The organism is Bacillus sp. AR8-1, from assembly GCF_008042345.1.
GTDB lineage: Bacteria > Bacillota > Bacilli > Bacillales > Bacillaceae_G > Bacillus_A > Bacillus_A cereus.
On the sequence record NZ_QNUB01000016.1, the window covers coordinates 154,932 to 176,439 of the forward strand.

Genomic DNA, 21,508 nt, shown 5'->3' on the forward strand with positions numbered 1-21,508 from the left:
TGAAGAGATAGGCGTGAATTGGTTCTCTTTTCTATTTTGTAAAAAAAACCAAGTATTCAACCTATAATAAATTTGTTATGATAACCAATGGGATAAAGTGAATCCCTATCGTTTAAAACAATATGTTTGAGAGTATATGTATAAAAGAAAAGAGAAAAAATATGAATAAAACATTTGTAAAAGGAGCAGCGATTTTAACAATTACAACTTTTTTGTCAAAATTGCTTGGTAGTTTTTTTCAAATTCCATTACAAAATATTGCAGGGGATGAAGTGCTCGGTATTTTCCGTCTTGTTTTTCCTGTATATATGATTGCTCTTACATTATCGGTAGCCGGAGTTCCACTTGCAATTTCGAAACTAATTGCAGAGTTGAACGAAAAAAATAAGCAAAAGGAAATTGCGAAATTATTTAAATCAGCGTCAATTATTGGGATAGCATTTGGCGTTTTCGGCTGTTTAGTCATTGTATTATTTTCTATTGAAATTGCAAATATGCTTGGTGGACAAGAAACTAGAATGCCGTTGCTTATTACTTCATTAGCATTACTCATTGCGCCATACATGGCAGTTTATAGAGGGTATTTTCAAGGTTTTGGTGATATGAAACCAACAGGGGTATCACAGGTCATTGAGCAATTTGTACGTGTTTTTTTTATGTTAATAATTGCTTACATACTAGTATCATGGGATAAGAGTAATACTGTTATTACTAGTGGTGCGATGGTTGGCTCTGTTCTTGGAGTCATTAGTTCGCTTATATATTTGCGTATAAAATATAATAGAAGTCCATACTACAATAAAAGCAATTCCTATTCACTCCGAGATTTAAGAGAAAACGGCAAAAAGATATTGAGGGTATCGATCCCAATCGCTATCGGAGCTTTATCAATGCCACTTTTAAATTTAGTAGACTCGCTTACAATACCGCATGTATTACAAGGATCATCAACAGAAATTCAAGAACAATTTGGAATATACAGTCGCGGTTTTGCATTCACGCAAATAATTGTTATTTTTGCAAGTGCAATTGTATTTCCGTTAATACCACTCTTAACTTCCGCATTGGCCAAAAGAGATATAAATTTGGCGAAAATAACAATTCAAAATACAAATCGACTAGCGCATGTTTTGACAGCACCGTTAACAATATGGTTGATGGCATTAACAGTACCGTTAAATGTCGGATTGTTCACAGACGTAAAAGGCAGTAGTATGTTAACAGTTATGATTGGCAGTTCGTATTTTACTGCGGTTATGGTATTATCAATAGGTGTTTTACAGGGCATTAATCGTTCTGCACAAGCTGCATGGATTGTTATTGGTGCGAGTTGTGTGAAAGTCGTGTTAAACATAATGTTCGTGCAGAAGTTTGGCATAGATGGAGCGGCGTATAGTACATTCATTACTTACGTGTTGATTTGTATTGTAAATCATTTGTATATTCGAAGCTATATTGCCTATTCTATTCATTTAAAAAGCTTTTTTGGTGTGCTAGCAATAGCATCTATTTTAGGACTAGGATTGTATGAACTATTTAATGTGATAGATGTTACATCTTCAAGAATTATGACGTTATTATTCAGTGGTATAGCATTAAGTATTACAACCATTTTGTATGGTGTATGTGCTTTGAAATTAAAATGGATATCAATAAAAAAAATACCATTTTTGAAAAGATAAATATAAAAATTTAATTTTTTATTAAAATTCATATGAGCTGATAAAGAGGAAACTATGTAGGGTATTAAGTGTTTAGGTAAGGAATGGGTACCAGTTTATGTTAGATGAAATAAACGGTTACCTAGTTTTGGAGGAGATTTAGGGTGCGTTTAGTCTTATCAGGATATTATGGTTTTTATAATGTTGGAGACGAGGCGATTCTACAATCAATTATTGAATCGTTAAGTAAAGAGAACCCGGATATAGAACTAGTAGTACTATCAAATGATTCTAAATATACAAAGGAAATGTATGGTGTAGAATCGGTAGATCGCTGGGATATAAAAGCTGTTTATCATGCGATCAAAAACAGTGATGGAGTTATTAGTGGTGGCGGGAGCCTTCTTCAAGATCAGACAAGTACGAAGAGTATTCTATATTATACGGGTATTATGGGACTCGCTCGATTATTAAAAAAGCCGTATTATATTTATTCACAAGGAATAGGTCCAATTACAAAAGGATATAATCGTCTATTAGTAAAATGGAACTTGTCAAAAGCTTCCTATGTATCAGTTCGAGATGAGGATTCGTTTTTATATTTAAAAGGACTTGGCATAAAAAACGATATTGAAATTGTTCCAGACCCTGTTTTAACATGGAAACGGACAAAACAATCGGATTGGTTGCAAAAGCATTCGATACATGGAAAAGTAATCGCGGTTAGTGTGCGTTATTGGAATGCAAAAGAAGATTATATAAAAAAATTAGCTGCGGCATTAAAAAAATTAAAGCAAGAAGGATACCAAATTCTATTTGTTCCAATGCATGAGCCATTTGATCAAAAAGCTTCGCGTGAAGTAGTAGACTTAATGGGAGAAGAGACGTATATGCTTCCATATAAAATGGATATCGACGAGAAAATATTCATTTTATCACAATGTTCATTACTAATTGGTATGCGTCTTCATGCACTAGTTTTTTCTGCTGTAGCCAAAACTCCAATGGTCGGGATTTCATACGATCCGAAAATTGATTCGTTTTTAAGTCAAGTGAATCAGCCAGTTATAGGAAGTGTGGATGGCGAATGGAGTGCTGAATATTTATATGAAATTGCGAAAAAGCAATTAATGCAACAAGGAACTGTGCAGCAAGAGTTACAATTGACAATAGATGAGCTTCGGTTGCAAGGCAAACAGGCAACAAAGAAACTCATTGATCATATGGAAAAAGGCACTTTATTAAAAAAGTAAAGTGTCTTTTATTTTGTTTTGAATGTAATGAAAATTCTAATTAAAAAACGTTTCATTTTAATTCCTATTTATTATGCTAAAATGATTGTGATTATTATATAATCAAATTTGTGATAATAAATTCGTAGATTACGAGGAGGATAACCTTGAAGACTTTTTCAAAAGGTATAACAGCAGTGGCATTAACGGGATCATTACTTTTAACTCCTATTTCAAGTTACGCGGCAAATGATGATATTACAGGACATATGTTTGAGACGAATATGCGCTCACTTATTACTAAAGGAGTTTTAATGGGGTATGGAGACAATGTATATGCGCCTGATAAATTAGTAACAAGAGCAGAGTTTGCTACATTCATAGCGAGGGCTTTAAATTTACCGAAAGCTGATTCGAATTTCGAGGATGTGCCGAAGACTTACGGTTTATATGATGGTGTAAGTAGAGCATATGGAGCGAAAATTATTAATGGTCGTACGAACGAGACGTTCTCACCAAATGATGTGATTACACGTGAAGAAATGTCGATCATGGTAAAGCGAGCGTTAGACTATAAAAATATTAAAGTAGCTGTAAGTCCGCTTACCTTTACTGATAAAGATAGTATTAACTATAAAGAGCATGTGCAAGTTATGGTGGCTACTCAAATTATTAAAGGGTATCCAGAAGATAATACATTTAGACCACATTTATCAGCTACAAGAGGGATGGCTTCAGCTATGTTGGATCGCATGCTTCAGACGATTGAAAAAAACGGAAATACCAATCCTGTAGAAACTAAGAAATATGTTGTGACAAATGTAAGAGAAAACGGAACAGAGCAAGAAGTAGAGCGCTATAATACGTATAAAGAAGCGGTTACGGCTGCTCAAAATAAAGGTATGAATGCGGTAAAATATGAGAACGAATTTTTATGGATTAAAGATGGTTTTGCAAGTGCGAAAAGAATAACTGGGCAAAACATCATTAATATTTATGATGAGAATTTAGCAACAGTATATACGTATATTCAGTATGGAACAGAATTGAAAGTGTTAGAAGTTGGCGAAGATCGTGTGAAAGTTCAACTTTCTGGTTTGACAGGTTATGTGAAGAAGAATGAAATCACTTTAATTCCTACCAATGAAATGAAACAGTCGTCTTATTATGTGAAATCAGATGGATATTTATACCATAAATATTATACATATAATACAAGTTCACCTGGATATACAGAATTTAGATATGGTGTGGCACCTTCTTTCATGAAGCAAGGACAGCAAATGTATAGTGTAGATGGAAAGACATTCGGAGACGAAACTTTCTATCAATATTTCAATTATTTATCATTACGTTCGAAAACAGATTATACAGCTGAACAACTAGATAGTTATGTGAAATCGATTAAGCCAGACTCTCCATTAATTGGTTTAGGAAAGAAATTTAAAGAAGTAGAAAGCAAGTATAATGTAAATGCATTATTCTTATATTCATTAGCAATTCATGAAAGTTATTATGGAACAAGCGCTCTTGCAAAAGACAAAAATAATTTATTTGGTTTAAAAGCAACAGACGATAGCCCATATGGTAACGGGGAAGCATTTAATTCAAAAGAAGATTGTATTGAACATGCAGCAAAATTATACATGAATGAAGGATATTTAAATCCAGGACATTGGCGTTATACAGCAACATATACAGGTGATAAAGCTGCTGGTTTAAATGCGAAATATGCATCTGATGCGAACTGGGGTAAAAAAGTAGCGGGGCATATGAACCGTTTTGATTCTTATTTAGGTAAAAAAGAATACAACAAGTACAAACTTGCACGTGTGATGAATAACGTGGAAGTGAAAAAGAATCCTAGTATATCAAATGAGCGACTGTATCGTTTAAATACAAATGTAGTTGTTACAGTTACTGGTGAAGAAATAATAAATGGAAAAGCGTGGGTTAAAGTTATTTCAGATAATCCTACTGTAACAGAAGCGTATATTGCAAAAGAAAGCTTAGAATACGTAAAACATTAATTAAATAAAAAAGAAGGTGCTACTGACATTTCGTAGCACCTTCTTTCTATTCAATTTCAAAATCAACAATGATATAAGCGAGAATAACAATGAAGAAAATACTAACGGCTGGCGCTGTTAATACGTGGCCAGACATAAAGCCAATGCCAAGTGATAGAATGAGTGTGCTCGCTAATAGCATATACTTTACAGTCATGATTTTCTTAAAGTTTGTGATCATGCGGATGAATAATTTAATACCAAAGTATAGAAGTGGTATTAAGTAAATAAGGAAACCGACAATTCCAAATGCGAAAAATAGGTCATGGAAGTCCATTTCAATTAATTTAATTTTATCTGTGTAGTTACCAGCGTAACCCATTCCGAATAGTTTTTGTGAAAGCGGTGCGTCTTTATAGTACTGTTTGTATGTTTTTAAGAATTTGTCGCGATCGCTGTAAATTAAACTTTTTACTTCAGAATCTGTAAGTTCACCTTTTGCATGTTTTTTTGCATCTTCTGGATCTTCTTTAATTACTTTTCCTTCTTTTCGATCTTTTTCTTCTTGTACTGATTTTTTGTATTCGTATATTTGCATGTGAATGCCCATATTTTTTGCGATAGGAGTATGCGGTGTAAGAGCAATTAAACCTCCTAGTATAACAGCTGCAACAACGGTATTTATAATATGTGTGAATCCTTTTCCTTCTTTTTTACGATTTATCATGTACTCAATGAATGAGAAGAAAAGTGCTACGCCTAATGTAATAACAATTGCGCCATATCCGACTTTCGTTCCGACCATAATACTTGCATACATCGCAAGTATTGTTGGAATCCAGTAATATATTTTCGAGAAAGAAGTTGTTTTATGAATCGAATATAAGACAATGATTGGGAACATAATGGCGAAAAGAGAACTTAAATCATTTCCAGCGAAGAACCAACCTCTTGAACCGATTTTTGAGTGAGGATAGCTTGGGAAATCCGTTCCAGTTTGCATTGCGACAATCATTGTGATGCTTAAAATTAAAGTTGCATATAAGAAATATGTAATGATTTTATGAAATACATACTCTTTATTTTTTAGCTCTTTAAAGGCGATAATATATCCAAACAGTAGCACAATTGGATATACGCTCTTTAAAATGAATTTAACTTCTTCTCCAAATGAAACTGGAGATTTAACCATCATATTATTTACAAGACCGATTGCGAGTGCGATTCCGAGTAAACATAAATAGAGGATGTACTTTTTCGCATCTTGTTGTTTGTGATGAAGAAGTAGGTATCCTAATGCAAGAAGCATAAAGGCGAAACGGACTACAACTCCAACTGTTGCGCTCATGTGTAGTATATAGATTGAAAAAGATGTTAATAAATCTAAAATTGGTTGAAACACAATGAATAGCAATAGGAAATGTGGGAAGTAGTTATCCGTTTGTTTCAACTTATTAACCATATGTTCCTCCAGTTCTTCATTCCTTTATTACAACACCCAAAAGATGGGTATAAAGCCTTTTTTACATAGTAAGGCGAATGAATTTCAATATTTGTTTTTTTATCAAACTTAAGAATACACCATTTCATTGTAATGGTAAATAGATGAAAAGCATGGATAAACCGACTTTAATTTCTATATTTTTCAACGGAATTGTATGTTTTATACGGTATATGTACAAATTGCGAGATTATTAGACAGAAAATTGAGAAAAAAGAAGGATTTTTCAATGGTTCTCTATAATTATATAAGTATAATCTTTATGGAGAAAAGAGGGGTATATATAATGGAAATAACAAGTAAAACAGAATCTGTCGTTGTGAAATATGAAGGCCACGTTGCAACAGTTATGGTCAATCGCCCAGAGGTGTTAAATGCGTTAGATGAGCCGACATTAAAAGAGTTATTACAAAAGTTGAAAGAAGTAGCGGAAAGTTCTGCGCATATCGTTGTGTTATGTGGGAACGGCCGTGGTTTTTCTGCGGGTGGGGATATTAAATCGATGCTTTCAAGTAATGATGAAAGTAAGTTTGATGGCATTATGAATACTATTTCTGAAGTTGTCGTGACGTTATATACGATGCCAAAGCTTGTTATTAGTGCAATTCATGGACCAACTGCAGGTCTTGGGTTAAGTATTGCGTTAACAGCTGATTATGTAATGGCGGATATATCATCTGTTATTGCGATGAACTTTATTGGAATCGCTTTAATTCCAGATGGAGGCGGTCATTTCTTCCTTCAAAAGCGCGTCGGTGAAAATATGACGAAGCAAATTATTTGGGAAGGCAAGAAATTATCAGCGACAGAAGCGCTTGATATCGGCTTAATTGATGAAGTAATCGGCGAAGATTTCCAAACGGCTGTGAAGCAAAAAATTAATGAATGGTCACAAAAACCGATTAAAGCAATGATTCAAACGAAGCAAATTTTATGTGAAGTAAATCGCTCTAATTTAGAGCAAACATTGCAATTAGAGAAGCGTGGTCAATATGCAATGAGACAAACAGCGGATCATAAAGAAGGAATTGCTGCGTTTTTAGAGAAACGTTTACCAGCATTTAAAGGGGAATAAAGTGAAGTGAGGATTTTGTCCATTCCTCACTGATTATTAGCTCGTTAATTCGGGATAAAGGGGAGAAAGTGCTAACACATTTTAGTATAATTGTGTTAGCACTTTTTTTTAAGGAGTAATACATGAAGAAAATGATCGGTGTTATTACTATTATTTTGCTTACATATTCTGCTTTGCATAGTACACCATCTTTGGCAGTTCGGACTGCGTTGTTTTTTGAGGGACATCCAAGTGTTGCATTTTCTGATGGGGTGACGAAAGAAAAAGATGTGAAAAAAGAAGCGATTCCAGATGAGTATCAAACTCTATATGGTAAGGACGAAGACTTAGAGCACTATTTCTTTCCACATGTAAGAGCACATGGATCAGGAATTGATATGTTAAGTGCGTGCGTGAAGAAAAAATGGTTTTTCTATAAAGGAGAGCTCGGATGTTATTAAATATAGGAGGATGAATGATGTCAGCATATAACAAGTTAGTAAGAGATCGTGTTCCAGAGAAGATTTTAATGTCTGGAAAAACGTATACAGCACAAAAATTAACAGGGCAAGCATACATACAAGCTTTAGCGAAAATTGGAACGGAAGAAATTCGTGAATTTGCTTCTATGAAAGAACGCGAACATGCGCTAGATTCTCTTGCGGATGCGCTAGAAGTTATCATTTCATTAGCACGTGCAGAAGGTGCATCGATTGAAGATGTAGAACGCCTTCGTAAGAAAAAAGAAGTAGAGCGCGGTGGATTTGAAAGAGGTATTTATTTATTAGACGTTTCAGAAGAATAGTTTTATAGGAAAAGCATAGCGTTAATGAGTAACGCTATGCTTTTTTGTTGCAATGAAGCTAATAATGAAGAAGATAGCTGTTAATATCCAGCCGATTGTAATAGAAGTAGTAGTATGAATGGCATAAGAGATTTGTAAACAAAATAATGATGCTAAAAACCAAATGAGTGCAATGTGTATATATTTTTTTGATATATTCATATTTCAGGACTCCTTTTGTATACTAAAAAGAATTTTACTACAATTTAGAAAATTAAGCTATATAAGTAGAGGTTTTCTGGCGAATTTTGTATACTGAATAGTAGAGAAAATGAGGAGGAAACGACAATGGCACATCATACGAAAGAAACGATGGAACTGATTAAGGAGCTTGTCTCTATTCCGAGTCCATCTGGAAATACAGCAAAAATTATTAATTTCATTGAAAACTATGTCAGTGAGTGGAACGTAGAAACGAAGCGTAACAATAAAGGCGCTCTTATTTTAACGGTAAAAGGGAAGAATGATGCGCAGCACCGCTTATTAACGGCACACGTTGATACGTTAGGTGCGATGGTGAAAGAAATTAAGCCTGATGGTCGCCTGAGTCTTTCTATGATTGGTGGATTTCGCTGGAACTCTGTAGAAGGGGAATATTGCGAAATTGAAACATCAAGTGGCAAGACGTATACAGGAACGATTTTAATGCATCAAACATCTGTACATGTATATAAAGATGCAGGTGAAGCAAAACGCGATGAGAAAAATATTGAAGTTCGTATTGATGAGCGCGTATTTTCAGCTGATGAAGTACGCGAATTAGGAATTGAAGTAGGAGACTTCGTATCATTTGATCCGCGCGTTCAAATTACAGAGAGTGGATACATAAAATCACGTCATTTAGATGACAAAGTAAGTGTTGCGATTTTATTAAAATTAATTAAAAGATTACAAGATGAAAACGTAACATTACCATATACGACGCATTTCTTAATTTCTAATAATGAAGAGATTGGATACGGTGGTAATTCTAATATTCCAGAAGAAACTGTTGAATACTTAGCAGTTGATATGGGAGCGTTAGGTGATGGACAAACATCTGATGAATATACAGTATCTATTTGTGCAAAAGACTCTAGCGGCCCGTATCATTACGCACTGCGTAAACATTTAGTAGAGCTTGCGAAAACGAATCATATTGAATATAAAATAGATATTTATCCATACTACGGATCTGATGCATCAGCTGCGATTCGCGCGGGATTTGATGTGAAACATGCGTTAATTGGAGCGGGTATTGATTCTTCTCACGCATTTGAACGTACACATGAAAGTTCTATTGCGCATACAGAAGCATTAGTGTATGCATATGTAATGTCTAATTTAATTGAAGAATAATTTCATAGATAATAGAGAGCTGATTAAAAATAATATTTTTAATCAGCTTTTTATTTGGCAAAGCGATTAGGAGACATGTCCTAATTGTTTTTTTATCCTGCTATTTGTGGGTTGATTAAAGTTTTATTTTATATACATTCATTATAAGTTATATATATGCGATTTTTGTTATACGGCCGGAAACGTATTTACTATAGATATATAATGTTATACACTATGAAAGGAATTAATTAATAGTTAATATTTTTTAGTTAGCTTGAATAAAAAAATTGTATGAATATGAAGTTTTGAGAGGAGATTTATTTTTCATGAAGTACAAAGCAATAGCCGCAGGTTTATTAGCAGCAAATTTACTAGCACATCCAATTAGTAGTTTAGCAGAAACGAAGAAATTTCCTGATGTTTCAGATAGTGCGTGGTCGAAAGACGCAATTTATTATTTAGTAGAGAGAAATGTAATTAACGGTATGCCAGATGGTAACTTTATGCCATACGGAAATTTAACACGTGCCCAGGCAGCAAAGATTATCGCAACAGCAATTGGTGCTAAAGTAGATCCGAATGCAAAGCCATCTTATAATGATGCAAAAAATAATTGGGCAGCTTCATTTATTGCAGCCATGGAAAAAGAGAATATTATTAAAGGGCGAGAACCAGGAGTATTTGATCCTGAAGGAAAAGTAACTCGTGCTGAAATGGCAGCTATGCTTGTAAGAGCATATAATCTGAAAAGCAAAGTAACAGGACCAGTTCCTACAAAATTCGCTGATTTAGAGAATCATTGGGGTAAAGAAGAAGTTAATATTTTAGTAGAATTAAAACTTTCTTTAGGTACAGAGGATGGCTGGAAACCGAATGATTCTATTACGCGTGAACAAGCAGCTCAACTTACTGCGCAAACAGATAAATTTAGTAAGAATAGTGATCGTCCAGTAGAAACAAAGAAAATGTACATAGATAGAAAATTCATTACATATCACGCACCATCATTAAGTTCTGGGATTAGTGCGAATCAGCATAATCCACAAACGGTTGAAATTAAAGAAGAACGAGATGGATGGATCAAAATTGCAACAAGTAACGGTGATAAATGGACACCTTTAGTAGAGAAAACAGAGGTTATTAATGAAGGATTCACTACTTATGCAGAAGCTTCTTCTTCTTCAAAAGTAATGGGAACACATAACGCACAGCAAGTAACTGTTATTGAAGAGAACGGCAGCTGGATTCGTATCCGCATGGGCGCTGGTTTTCAATGGGTTAATAAAAATCAATTAAATCCAGTGAAGCAAGGTAACTTCTTAGAAGGAAAAGCGATTATCATTGATCCAGGTCATGGTGGAGTTGATCCAGGGCATTCTGGTGTGAAAATGGATGAAAGTGCTATTGTATTAGATACATCTTTACGTGTACAAAAACTATTTGAACAAAAGACACCATTTACTGTCTTATTAACACGTAATGATGATACGCGTCCGGGAAATACCCCTGGTGAATCTTTGAAAAAACGTGTAGAATTTGCACAAGAAAATAAAGGTGATATTTTCGTAAGTATTCATGCAAACGGGTTTAATGAACAAGTAGAAGGAACAGAAACGTTCTACTACAGATCAGCAACAAATCCAAACTCAGAAGAAAGCCGTGTACTAGCAGAAAAAGTACAAAAACGTTTAGTACAAGCACTTCAATCAAATGATAGAGGTGTAAAGACAGAAAACTTCTATGTAGTGAAATACAATACAATGCCTGCTATTTTAGCTGAACTAGGTTTCATCGATGCTAAAGGTGAAGGTGAAAAACTAGCTACTGAAGAATGGAGACAACGTGCAGCGGAAGCAATTTATCAAGGCATTTTAGATTACTATGAAGAAATGGGTAACAACGTGTCTTCTTTCCGTTAATAAATAATAAGAGATTGCCATTGGCAGTCTCTTTTATTTATTAACGTTTCTCTTTATTTCCGGCATATGATATCATTTAATTTTATATACAAAAGTATTTGAGTAATTGTAATCATAACAATTTTAAACGATAGAGGATGATAATAGATTGAATAATCATAGTAAAACACCTGCCTGTATATATACGTATGCATTTCGTGAGGAGGAGCGTGCTTTATGTTACTTGGAAATGCGCTCGTTCTTTGGAATGGAGTCCCACGTTAATATTTTAAAAAGTGATGTCAAAATTGACCCGAGTAGAAGTGCGTTTATTAAAGAGCGAATTGAAGTTATGTATGAAGGGGACGACTTAGAAAGCATTTTAAAACAAGTGGAACAAATTGATTTAGCGGGGGCGTCGTTTAAAGTTATCTTCGTTAAAATCAATGACCTCGTTGGAGAAAATAAAATTGAATATGGAGAAAGACGTCTTATTGAACGAGACCTTGGCATGCATATTGAAGGAGAAGCGGATGTTCGTAATCCAGAGCGTGTATTCGGGATTGTTCCTCTTGGAGGACGCTGGTACTTCGGGCACTATGTAGAAAGCGAACCAGTTTGGTATCATCACATAAAAAAACCGCATAGTTATTCGACATCACTTAGCACACGTGTTGCGAGATCAGTTGCAAATATCGCTGTACCAAATCCAGAGGGAGTACGAGCAATTGACCCGTGCTGCGGTATTGGAACAGTAGTAGTAGAAGCACTTTCTATGGGGATTAACATCGTTGGTAGAGATATAAATCCACTTGTAGTTCTTGGAACAAGAAAAAATATCGCACATTTCGGATTTGAAGGAACAGTAACAAAAGGACCAATCGAGGAAATTACTGAGAACTACGACGTTGCCATTATCGATATGCCGTACGATCTATTTACGCACGCCACACCAGAAGACCAGCTCTCCATTCTTTCAAGTGCGCGCCGCATCGCTAAAAAGGTAGTCGTTGTAACGATGGAGACAATGGACGACATGATCCATGAAGCAGGATTTGAAATTACAGATCGCTGTATTACAAGAAAAGGATCATTTATTAGACAAATTCTTGTTTGTGAATAAGAAAGAAAGGTCACCCGTTTGGGTGACCTTTTTAGTGTAGTTTGATGTGTGATTGATTGGCAGTTTGTAGGCGGCGATAAGTTGATATTGTGATAGGAGTCTATTACTGTTCTTTTAATTTCTCTTGTTGTGCGATTAATAAATTGCGTAATATGTGCCCGCGGTAACTTTCTAGTTTTCGTCCTTCATGATAGCGTACGCCTAATTTTTTTAGTTCAGCTACGTACCAGCCCTTTGTTCCGTAATACATGGGATCACTTCCTTTTTGCTTTTGAACAGTATATGTTGGGGGGCGAAGTAACTTTACATTGAAAATAATAATGGTAAAAGGAATCCTACATGTGTGTACGAGAGGAATTGCAAAGTTATCGAGGTGTTTTATAACGTAACGTCCAAGCCGTGTATAAAAAAGTAGACAGTTGTATATGAATTTGTTGAAAAAAGAATACACATTACTGAGAGGATTTGAAAAAAGTAATGCTATACGATTTGGCATGATACTTGCGTTGGAAATAGTATCAACGTATAGGGGAGAGATAGAAATGAAGGTTAGTAAAATATATACAACGATTGATGCACACGTAGCTGGGGAGCCGCTTCGAATTATTACGGGCGGAGTGCCAGAAATAAAAGGGGAAACGCAGCTGGAAAGACGCGCATACTGTATGGAACATTTGGATTACCTTCGTGAAATTCTGATGTATGAACCGAGAGGGCATCACGGAATGTACGGTTGTATCATTACACCGCCAGCAAGTGCCCACGCTGATTTTGGTGTTTTATTTATGCACAATGAAGGATGGAGTACGATGTGTGGTCATGGCATTATTGCTGTCATTACAGTTGGAATTGAAACAGGCATGTTTGAAGTAAAGGGTGAAAAACAAAAGTTCATTATTGATAGCCCAGCCGGAGAAGTTATTGCGTATGCAAAATATAACGGGAGTGAAGTAGAATCTGTATCATTTGAAAATGTTCCTTCATTTGTATACAAAAAAGACGTTTCTATTAAAATAGATAACTATGAATTCCAAGTAGATATCGCGTTTGGAGGAGCATTTTACGCTGTTGTAGACTGTAAAGAATTTGGTTTGAAAGTTGATTTTAAAGACTTGCCCGCTATTCAAACGTGGGGCGGTAAAATTAAACATTATTTAGAGAGCAAAATGGAAGTGAAACATCCACTTGAAGAAGGATTGAAAGGAATATACGGCGTTATCTTTTCAGATGAACCGAAAGGGGAAGACGCAACTTTACGAAATGTAACAATCTTTGCTGATGGGCAAGTAGATCGTTCTCCTTGCGGTACAGGAACTTCCGCAAGAATCGCAACTCTTTTTGAAAAAGATGCTTTACAAAAGGGAGAAATTTCCGTCCATGAATGCATTACTGACGGGAAATTCGAGGGGGAAGTATTGTCGGTAACCGCAGTAGATACATATGAAGCTGTCGTTCCAAAAGTAACCGGGCATGCCTTTATTACAGGATTTCATCAGTTCGTTGTAGACCCGAGAGATGATTTGAAACGGGGATTTTTGTTAGGATAGAAGGAGGAGGTGGAAAGATATGCTAGTTATAAGCGCGAACGAACAAAGAAACTTAGTAAATATGAATGAAGTTATTGAATACGCGGCGCTTGCTTTAAAAGAATTTTCCGCAGAAAGAACGATTACACCAATAAGAGGCTCATTACCATTTGCGAACGAGCAAAATACGGCATTAATTATGCCTTCAGTAGCGGAAGGACTTGAGGCACTTGGAGTAAAAATAGTAACGGTAGTCCCGCAAAATAAACAGATAGGAAAGAAAACGATCAATGGGATTGTAATGCTATCAGACTTTCAAACGGGAGAACCGCTCGCACTTCTAGAAGGATCGTACTTAACGATGATCCGAACAGGCGCCTTATCAGGAGTAGCGACAAAATATTTAGCTCGTCATAACGCAAAAACTTTATGCATTATCGGCACGGGTGAACAAGCGAAAGGAATTGCCGAAGCAATATTTGCGGTTAGAGATATCGAAAAAGTCATCTTATACAATCGCACAGAAGAAAAAGCGTATGCATTTGCGCAATATATACAAGAGAAATTTGGTAAACCTGCTTACGTTCACAGGGATCCAAATGAAGCAATACGTGAAGCAGACATCATCGTCACAACTACGAACGCAACCACACCAGTCTTCTCAGAAAAACTACAAAAAGGCGTCCACGTAAACGCCGTCGGCTCATTCAGACCGAGCATGCAAGAACTACCCTCACACGCCATCACAAGCGCAAACAAAGTAGTAGTCGAATCAAAAGAAGCAGCACTAGACGAAACAGGAGACCTTCAAGTTCCGATAAAAGAGGGTCTATTCAAAGCAAACGCCATTCACGCTGAACTTGGTCAAATTATAAGCAAAGAAAAAGCTGGACGCGAAAATGATGAAGAGATTACTATTTTCAAATCAGTTGGTTTAGCGGTAGTAGATATTATCGTTGCGAAGTATTTGTATGAGAAAGCGGTGGAGCAAGGGATGGGGAATAAGATTGAGTTTTGAGACTGCCTTTTGGTGGTCTTTTTTGTCGGGATGGGTGTGCTAGTATTTATAATTGAAGCCTTTTAATATTATGTTGAAATATATGAATTCTGCGCGGACATCAAATCATTCATACGATTGGTATATGAAAAAAGTTGCACCTCTAATTATTAGAGGTGCAACTTTTTACCATTCACGCCATTCTTCTGTTATATCTTCCTCGGATTCTAAGCCAGCTATTCGTGCTGCTGTATCGATAAATTCATAGAGATCTTCTCTTTCCATTGTTTCGATAAAATGGTCATGTTCGATATTTAATTCATTTAATTTAATAACTACCTCTTTAACAACTTGCATTACTTCGACTTCGGTTGGATTCTCTCCTAATCGCTGTAAATTGTTAATGTAAGTGTCAAGAACTGTATTTGTTGCACTTATATTTTCTTCAGTAAAAAATTCCCCATCTTCATCATACTCAACCCATGAGGTTGTTGGTTTATTTTTTTTCAATTCATCAAATGTCATGATAACCTCCTAAATGTGTTTTTTGTCTTTAATTTCATTCTACATTTTAGATCATATAAAACAATCATTTTAGAGGGATTTTCTGTAAGTTGATAGTTTTTTAACTCATTTTATGAGGCTACTTATTCGTGGTCTTTTTATTTTCTCCTCCGCATAAATATAGTTTATCGCAAGAATGCATTAATAGATTACAAACTTTCTACCTTTGCGAAAAAGTTTGACAATACATACCGGTAGTGGTAATTTAAAACCTATAAGAAAACTCGGTATTAATTCCGAGTTTTCTTATAGGTGTAAATAGTCGAGAGGGGTCGAAATATGAAGAAGAAGTTGTTTGTATTACCATTTGTCCTACTATTATTTATTGCATTAGCTGCTTGTTCAGGGGAAAAAGATTCGAAGCAAGCAGGAACTAGTAAATCAGGGACTCCGAAAGACGGAGGGGCGTTAACGATTGGTGTTAGCGATAATCCAGATACGATGAATCCGCTTTATGCGAATGATCGTGTGTCATTAACTGTGCAGCAAGCTTTATATGCGCCGCTATATCATATGGAAGACGGTAAGAAAAAGTTTGTTCTTGCTGAGAGCTTTACGCCTTCAGAAGATCAATTAACTTGGACACTGAAGTTAAAGGATAATTTGAAATGGCATGACGGTAAGAAGATTACATCAGATGATATTGCATTTACATTCCAATCTATTTTAGATGAGAAGCAAAATAGCTCAAGCCGTGAAAACTTTATTTTTAAAGGAAAGCCGCTTGAGGTGAAAAAGGTAGATGAGTTAACAACTCAATTCGTTTTACCACAAGTAAGCGCATCTTTCGAAGGTGTGATGAATGATTTCTTCCCGATTCCGAAACATGTATTTGAAGGGGAAGCAGATTTAGCGAAGAGTAAGAAAAACTTACAACCTGTAGGGTCAGGTCCGTTTAAGTTTAAAGAATATAAATCAGATGAGTACGTTGCATTAGATCGATTCGATGATTATGTAGGTGGGAAAGCTAAATTAGACTCTATCGTATACCGAGTTGTAAAAGACCGTAATACAGCAAATGTTTCACTGCAAAATGGTCAAATCAACATGAAGATGATTGAGCCGCAAGACTTTAAGAAATTAGATAGCACTGGGAACTTCTCAATGGTGACATTCCCTGAAGGTAGATTATTCTACTTATCTTATAACATGAATACTGATCTTATGAAGAAAAAAGAAGTGCGTCAAGCAATTGCGCATGCGTTAGATAAAAAAGAAATGATTAACTCAGCATTCGTTTCAGGTGAATTTGCAGAACCAGCAAATTCAATCTTAACGCCAGACGCTATGTATTATGCGAAAGATATTAAAGACTATAAGTATGATAAAAAAGAAGCGAAAGATTTATTAGCAAAAGCTGGCGTGAAAGATAAGGAAAAAGTACGTGTGATGTATGTAACGAATAATAAAATTATGGAAAGCTTAGCGTTATATACACAACAAAAATTAAAAGAAGTTGGCTTAGAAGTTGAACTAAATGCATTAGATGCTAGTGCGGCAAGTGAAAAAGGCTTAGATAAAGAGAATAAAGAATATGACATTACATTTGGTGGTTACATAATGGGACCTGAGCCAGATTCATATAAGAGCTTATTCTTAAGCAATGCTGAATACAATTATGCACGATATAAAAACGCTGATTTCGATAAGTTATGGGAAGAAGCTGCAGTTGAGACAGATAAAACAAAACGCGCAGAGCTATACCATAAAATTCAAGAGACAGCTAGAGAAGACGTACCTTATCTACCAATCGCGTATCCGAAAGCAGTTATTGCAGTAGATAAAAAGTTTGATGGATTAAAAGAAGCGAAAGCAATTCCTGTCACAATGTTTGAAGATCTATCTAAGATTTATGAAGTGAAATAAGAAACAATAAAGAAGCTGGTGGAAATCAGCTTCTTTAGCTTGAGGGGGGAAGTTTGTGTATAAAGTAATTGCGAAGAGGCTTTTAAATGCAATTCCGCTTTTATTTGTTATTTCTATTATTTCTTTTCTATTAATAAAGCTAGCGCCGGGGGATCCTGTTCGAAATTTTGTCACGCCAAACATGAGTCCAATTGATGTGGAGCGTATTCGTAAAAGTTTAGGACTAGATCAACCAATTTACGTGCAGTATTTTTTATGGTTAAAAAATATTTTAACAGGAAACTTTGGTTATTCACTTCAAAATCATCGTCCTGTTTTGGAACTTATCACAGAAAGATTACCTGCAACAATTGGATTAATGGGATCATCTTTACTCGTCTCATTCGTAATCGCAATACCGCTTGGACTATTTACAGGTGTGAAAAAGAATTCATTCTTTGACCGCATTGTAAACTTTATTTCATACGTTGGTATTTCTATGCCGGTTTTCTGGTTTGCACTACTGTTAGTCTACTTATTCTCTTTAAAATTGAACCTACTTCCGAGTATGGGTATGCGCACCGTAGGTAAAGATTCTGTCTGGGATATTGTGCAACACGGCATTTTACCTTGTATGGTGTTAGCGTTCCAAAACGTATCTGTTTATATGAGATATATTCGTTCAAGTACGATTCAGCAATTAGAAGAAGAATATGTACAAATTCAATATGCGTACGGTGCTTCAAAGAAAACGGTTTTATTTAATCACGTACTTCGAAATGTATTAATACCAATCATTACAATTTTCGGATTATCGATTCCAAGTTTAGTAGGCGGAGCATTTATTACGGAAACAGTATTTTCATGGCCGGGTCTTGGTTCACTTGGGGTAAATGCTATTTTTAGATTTGATTATCCGATTATCATGGCAATTACATTACTATCATCATTCATGTTAATTCTCGGTAACTTAATTGCTGATATTTTATATGGCGTAGTAGATCCGCGCATTCGAATGAGGGGGTGATTTGGAATGAATAATAGGAGATTTCAAACGATAAAACATAGCTTTACGAAAAATAAGTTTGTTGCAATGGGAGTTATTATACTTGCGGTTTTAACGGTCGCATCAATTTTCGCATTCGTATCGCCGTACGATCCTAGCAAAATGTCGATTCCAGATCGCTTACAAGAACCAAGTATGAGTCATCCTTTCGGAACGGATGATTACGGAAGGGATTACTTAACGAGAGCGTTATATGGCGGACGAGTTTCACTTGCGGTCGGTTTCCTTGCGATGGTTGTTTCTATTACAATCGGTACTGCAGTTGGAACAATTAGCGGATATTTTGGCGGAAAGTTAGACAACTTTTTAATGCGAGTTGTTGAAGTACTGATGTCAATTCCATCATTCTTTTTAATGCTACTATTAAATGCGTATTTAAAACCAGGAATTACGACGTTAGTTCTTATTATCGGATTACTAACATGGATGGACACCGCGCGCATTGTAAGGGCAGAAACGTTATCTGTAAAAGAGCGTGAGTACGTTTTATACGCAAAAGTATCAGGACAAAAATCACTTATGATTATTGTAAGACATATCATTCCTAACATTTTATCAACCATTATTATCGCCGCGACATTAACGATTGCGACATTAACGATTGCGACATCGATTTTAATGGAATCATCACTTAGTTTCTTAGGTTTAGGTATTAGAGAACCAGATTCTTCTTGGGGCAGCATGCTAAACAATGCGCAAGGATATATTGGTGAAGCTTGGTATTTAACACTATTCCCAGGATTCCTTATCCTTTTAACGGTACTTAGTTTTAACGTAATTGGTGAAGCATTGAAGAAAGCTTTCGCACCAAAAGGAGCCGGACATGAAAACTAAAGTGTTAAGTGAAAGGAGTGAGAAGCGTGTCTGAAAAACTACTAGAAGTGAAAAATTTAAAGACTTCTTTTTTCATAGAAAGTGGCGAAGTTGAAGCGGTTCGCGGCGTTACATTTCGCTTAAATAAAGGAGAAGTAGTCGGTATCGTTGGGGAATCTGGAAGCGGGAAGAGTGTAATGGCGAAGTCTGTTATGTCTCTCGTTACGTCACCAGGAAAAGTGAAAGAAGGGGAAATCCTTTTTCATAATGAAAACATACTTTCTAAATCTGAAAAAGAATTGCGTTCTATTAGAGGAAATCAAATTTCACTTATCTCTCAAGACCCAATGTCAGCGCTAAATCCGGTCGTGAAAATTGGGAAACAAATGATGGAAGTAATTATACGTCATCAAAAAGTGAAAAAGAAAGAAGCAGAGCAGATCGCGATTAACTTGTTAAAACAAGTCGGCCTTTCGTCGCCAGAAGAAAGGGTAAAACAATATCCGCATGAACTAAGCGGTGGTATGAAGCAGCGAGTTATGATCGCAATGGCGATGTCTTGCAACCCTGACCTTCTTATTGCGGACGAGCCGACGACTGCACTTGATGTAACGATACAGGCGCAAATACTAGATTTAATGAAAAACTTAAAGAACGAAACGAATATGGCGTTACTTCTTATTACGCATGACTTAGGAATTGTCGCGCAAAACTGTACGCGCGTCATCGTTATGTACGGCGGGCTTATTATGGAAGAAGGACCTGTACTTGATATTTTCCAATCGCCGAATCATCCATATACGAAAGGGCTATTAAACTCTCTGCCAAAAATAGCGAACGGCGTAAAAGAAAGACTCGCTCCTATTCAAGGTGTAACACCAAACTTATTAAACCCGCCACAAGGTTGCCCATTCGCAGAGCGTTGCCCGCATGCGATGGATATTTGTGAAAAAGAACGTCCACCATATTTTGAAATCGGAAACGAAAGACGTTCCATGTGTTGGTTAAATGATAGGGCGGTAGGTGATTTCCATGCATAAAGAAAACTTAATTGAAGTTCGGAACTTAAAAAAGTATTTTCCTATTAAAAAAGGACTATTTGGCAGAAAAACAGAGCAATTAAAAGCAGTCGATGACCTTAGCTTCACCATTAAAAAAGGTGAAACATTCGGATTAGTAGGAGAATCAGGTTGCGGAAAATCAACGACAGGAAGAAGCATCATTCGTTTACACGATGTCACTTCAGGTAACGTTTTATTCGACGGAAAAGATATCGCAAGTTTAAAAGAAAGTGAACTAAAAGAATATAGAAAACGAATGCAAATTATTTTCCAAGATCCATACGCATCATTAAACCCGGCAATGAACGTATTCCAAATTATTAGCGAGCCAATGAACATTCACGGATCTTACGAAAAAGAAGAACAAAAAGAAATCATTTTAGACCTTCTGAAAAAGGTAGGATTAAAAGAAGAACACTTATATCGCTACCCGCACGAATTTAGTGGAGGCCAGCGCCAGCGCATTAGCATCGCGCGCGCACTATCTGTAAAACCAGACTTTATCCTATGTGACGAACCAATCTCAGCACTCGATGTCTCAGTCCAAGCACAAGTCGTAAACATGCTGCAAGACATTCAAGAAGAAACAGGAGTCACATACTTATTCATCGCACATGACCTATCGATGGTAAGGCACATATCAGACCGAATTGGAGTCATGTACCTAGGAAACATAGTAGAAATTGCCGATAGTGAAGACCTATACACAAAACCGGCACATCCATACACACAAGCACTACTCTCATCTATGCCAGAACCAGATCCAACAAACACAGGCAAAGAACGGATCATCCTAGAGGGAGAAGTACCAAGCCCACTAAACTCACCATCCGGCTGCAAATTCAGAACGCGCTGCAAATTCGCCACTGAAAAATGCGCGCAGGAAGTACCGAAAATGGTGGAGATTGCGAAGGGGCATCAGGTGGCTTGTCATTTGTTTTAGATTTGAGGAAAAGCATTGGGGGGACCTGGTGCTTTTTTTCTTTGTAGGTGA

Annotated in this window: 20 protein-coding genes; 16 read left to right on the forward strand and 4 right to left on the reverse strand. The window is 36.1% G+C overall.

The features are described 5' to 3' along the window. Window positions 1-161: 161 nt before the first annotated feature. The 3 genes from DN400_RS10245 to DN400_RS10255 all read left to right on the forward strand — a co-directional run bounded on the left by DN400_RS10245 (window position 162) and on the right by DN400_RS10255 (window position 4,923). A complete protein-coding gene (locus tag DN400_RS10245; protein ID WP_147801664.1) occupies window positions 162-1,682 on the forward strand; it encodes a putative polysaccharide biosynthesis protein in 1,521 nt (506 codons plus the stop codon). Window positions 1,683-1,825: 143 nt separating this feature from the next. Further along, complete coding sequence (gene csaB / locus DN400_RS10250; protein WP_001241596.1) at window positions 1,826-2,914, forward strand: polysaccharide pyruvyl transferase CsaB; 1,089 nt, start codon at window positions 1,826-1,828, stop codon at window positions 2,912-2,914. Window positions 2,915-3,060: 146 nt separating this feature from the next. Next, entirely contained in the window at window positions 3,061-4,923 is a 1,863-nt protein-coding gene (locus DN400_RS10255; RefSeq protein WP_000847509.1) for an S-layer homology domain-containing protein, read from the forward strand. A gap of 46 nt (window positions 4,924-4,969) precedes the next feature. On the opposite strand, the gene DN400_RS10260 is transcribed toward DN400_RS10255, so the two are convergent. Continuing rightward, window positions 4,970-6,364: an O-antigen ligase family protein gene (locus tag DN400_RS10260; protein ID WP_065228371.1), complete on the reverse strand. Its 1,395-nt coding sequence runs from the start codon at window positions 6,362-6,364 to the stop codon at window positions 4,970-4,972. Window positions 6,365-6,665: 301 nt separating this feature from the next. On the opposite strand from DN400_RS10260, the gene DN400_RS10265 reads away from it, so the two are divergent. The 3 genes from DN400_RS10265 to DN400_RS10275 all read left to right on the forward strand — a co-directional run bounded on the left by DN400_RS10265 (window position 6,666) and on the right by DN400_RS10275 (window position 8,262). Then, window positions 6,666-7,478, forward strand: a complete 813-nt coding sequence (locus DN400_RS10265) for an enoyl-CoA hydratase (protein WP_001999174.1) — start codon at window positions 6,666-6,668, stop codon at window positions 7,476-7,478. A 122-nt stretch (window positions 7,479-7,600) separates the two neighbouring features. Then, window positions 7,601-7,918, forward strand: a complete 318-nt coding sequence (locus DN400_RS10270; RefSeq protein WP_065228372.1) for a hypothetical protein — start codon at window positions 7,601-7,603, stop codon at window positions 7,916-7,918. Window positions 7,919-7,935: 17 nt separating this feature from the next. Then, window positions 7,936-8,262 (forward strand): nucleoside triphosphate pyrophosphohydrolase, encoded by a 327-nt coding sequence (locus DN400_RS10275; RefSeq protein WP_001277348.1) that lies wholly within the window; start codon window positions 7,936-7,938, stop codon window positions 8,260-8,262. A gap of 21 nt (window positions 8,263-8,283) precedes the next feature. Here the strand turns inward: DN400_RS10275 and DN400_RS10280 are convergent, their stop codons facing one another. Beyond that, window positions 8,284-8,463 (reverse strand): hypothetical protein, encoded by a 180-nt coding sequence (locus tag DN400_RS10280; RefSeq protein WP_001027083.1) that lies wholly within the window; start codon window positions 8,461-8,463, stop codon window positions 8,284-8,286. Window positions 8,464-8,589: 126 nt separating this feature from the next. Between DN400_RS10280 and DN400_RS10285 the strand changes: the two genes are divergently transcribed. The 3 genes from DN400_RS10285 to DN400_RS10295 all read left to right on the forward strand — a co-directional run bounded on the left by DN400_RS10285 (window position 8,590) and on the right by DN400_RS10295 (window position 12,642). Beyond that, window positions 8,590-9,639: a M42 family metallopeptidase gene (locus tag DN400_RS10285; protein ID WP_147801665.1), complete on the forward strand. Its 1,050-nt coding sequence runs from the start codon at window positions 8,590-8,592 to the stop codon at window positions 9,637-9,639. A 308-nt stretch (window positions 9,640-9,947) separates the two neighbouring features. Then, window positions 9,948-11,540, forward strand: a complete 1,593-nt coding sequence (locus DN400_RS10290) for an N-acetylmuramoyl-L-alanine amidase (protein WP_065228373.1) — start codon at window positions 9,948-9,950, stop codon at window positions 11,538-11,540. Between the two features lie 148 nt (window positions 11,541-11,688). Beyond that, a complete protein-coding gene (locus tag DN400_RS10295) occupies window positions 11,689-12,642 on the forward strand; it encodes a TRM11 family SAM-dependent methyltransferase (protein WP_065228374.1) in 954 nt (317 codons plus the stop codon). A 103-nt stretch (window positions 12,643-12,745) separates the two neighbouring features. Here DN400_RS10295 and DN400_RS10300 read toward each other — a convergent pair whose 3' ends face one another. After that, complete coding sequence (locus DN400_RS10300; RefSeq protein ID WP_100910561.1) at window positions 12,746-12,976, reverse strand: YflJ family protein; 231 nt, start codon at window positions 12,974-12,976, stop codon at window positions 12,746-12,748. Between the two features lie 160 nt (window positions 12,977-13,136). Here DN400_RS10300 and DN400_RS10305 point away from each other — a divergent pair, with 160 nt between their 5' ends. Then, window positions 13,137-14,189 carry a proline racemase family protein gene (locus DN400_RS10305; RefSeq protein ID WP_139062864.1) on the forward strand — a complete coding sequence of 351 codons (1,053 nt, stop codon included), beginning with the start codon at window positions 13,137-13,139 and terminating at the stop codon, window positions 14,187-14,189. A 19-nt stretch (window positions 14,190-14,208) separates the two neighbouring features. Further along, window positions 14,209-15,186 (forward strand): ornithine cyclodeaminase family protein, encoded by a 978-nt coding sequence (locus DN400_RS10310; protein ID WP_065228376.1) that lies wholly within the window; start codon window positions 14,209-14,211, stop codon window positions 15,184-15,186. Between the two features lie 165 nt (window positions 15,187-15,351). Here DN400_RS10310 and DN400_RS10315 read toward each other — a convergent pair whose 3' ends face one another. Next, window positions 15,352-15,690, reverse strand: a complete 339-nt coding sequence (locus DN400_RS10315) for a hypothetical protein (RefSeq protein ID WP_000141782.1) — start codon at window positions 15,688-15,690, stop codon at window positions 15,352-15,354. Window positions 15,691-16,008: 318 nt separating this feature from the next. Here DN400_RS10315 and DN400_RS10320 point away from each other — a divergent pair, with 318 nt between their 5' ends. Genes DN400_RS10320 through DN400_RS10340 form a run of 5 tightly spaced genes read left to right on the forward strand, consistent with a single transcriptional unit; the run spans window position 16,009 to window position 21,457 of the window. Then, entirely contained in the window at window positions 16,009-17,595 is a 1,587-nt protein-coding gene (locus DN400_RS10320; protein ID WP_046392390.1) for an ABC transporter substrate-binding protein, read from the forward strand. A 55-nt stretch (window positions 17,596-17,650) separates the two neighbouring features. Continuing rightward, window positions 17,651-18,601 carry an ABC transporter permease gene (locus DN400_RS10325; protein ID WP_000278778.1) on the forward strand — a complete coding sequence of 317 codons (951 nt, stop codon included), beginning with the start codon at window positions 17,651-17,653 and terminating at the stop codon, window positions 18,599-18,601. A 6-nt stretch (window positions 18,602-18,607) separates the two neighbouring features. Then, on the forward strand, window positions 18,608-19,474 hold the full coding sequence (locus DN400_RS10330) for an ABC transporter permease (protein ID WP_147801666.1): 867 nt from the start codon (window positions 18,608-18,610) through the stop codon (window positions 19,472-19,474). Window positions 19,475-19,500: 26 nt separating this feature from the next. Next, complete coding sequence (locus DN400_RS10335; protein WP_003312720.1) at window positions 19,501-20,493, forward strand: ABC transporter ATP-binding protein; 993 nt, start codon at window positions 19,501-19,503, stop codon at window positions 20,491-20,493. Beyond that, a complete protein-coding gene (locus DN400_RS10340) occupies window positions 20,486-21,457 on the forward strand; it encodes an ABC transporter ATP-binding protein (RefSeq protein ID WP_065228377.1) in 972 nt (323 codons plus the stop codon). The genes DN400_RS10335 and DN400_RS10340 overlap by 8 nt, the downstream gene beginning before the upstream one ends. The last annotated feature ends 51 nt before the right edge of the window (window positions 21,458-21,508 follow it).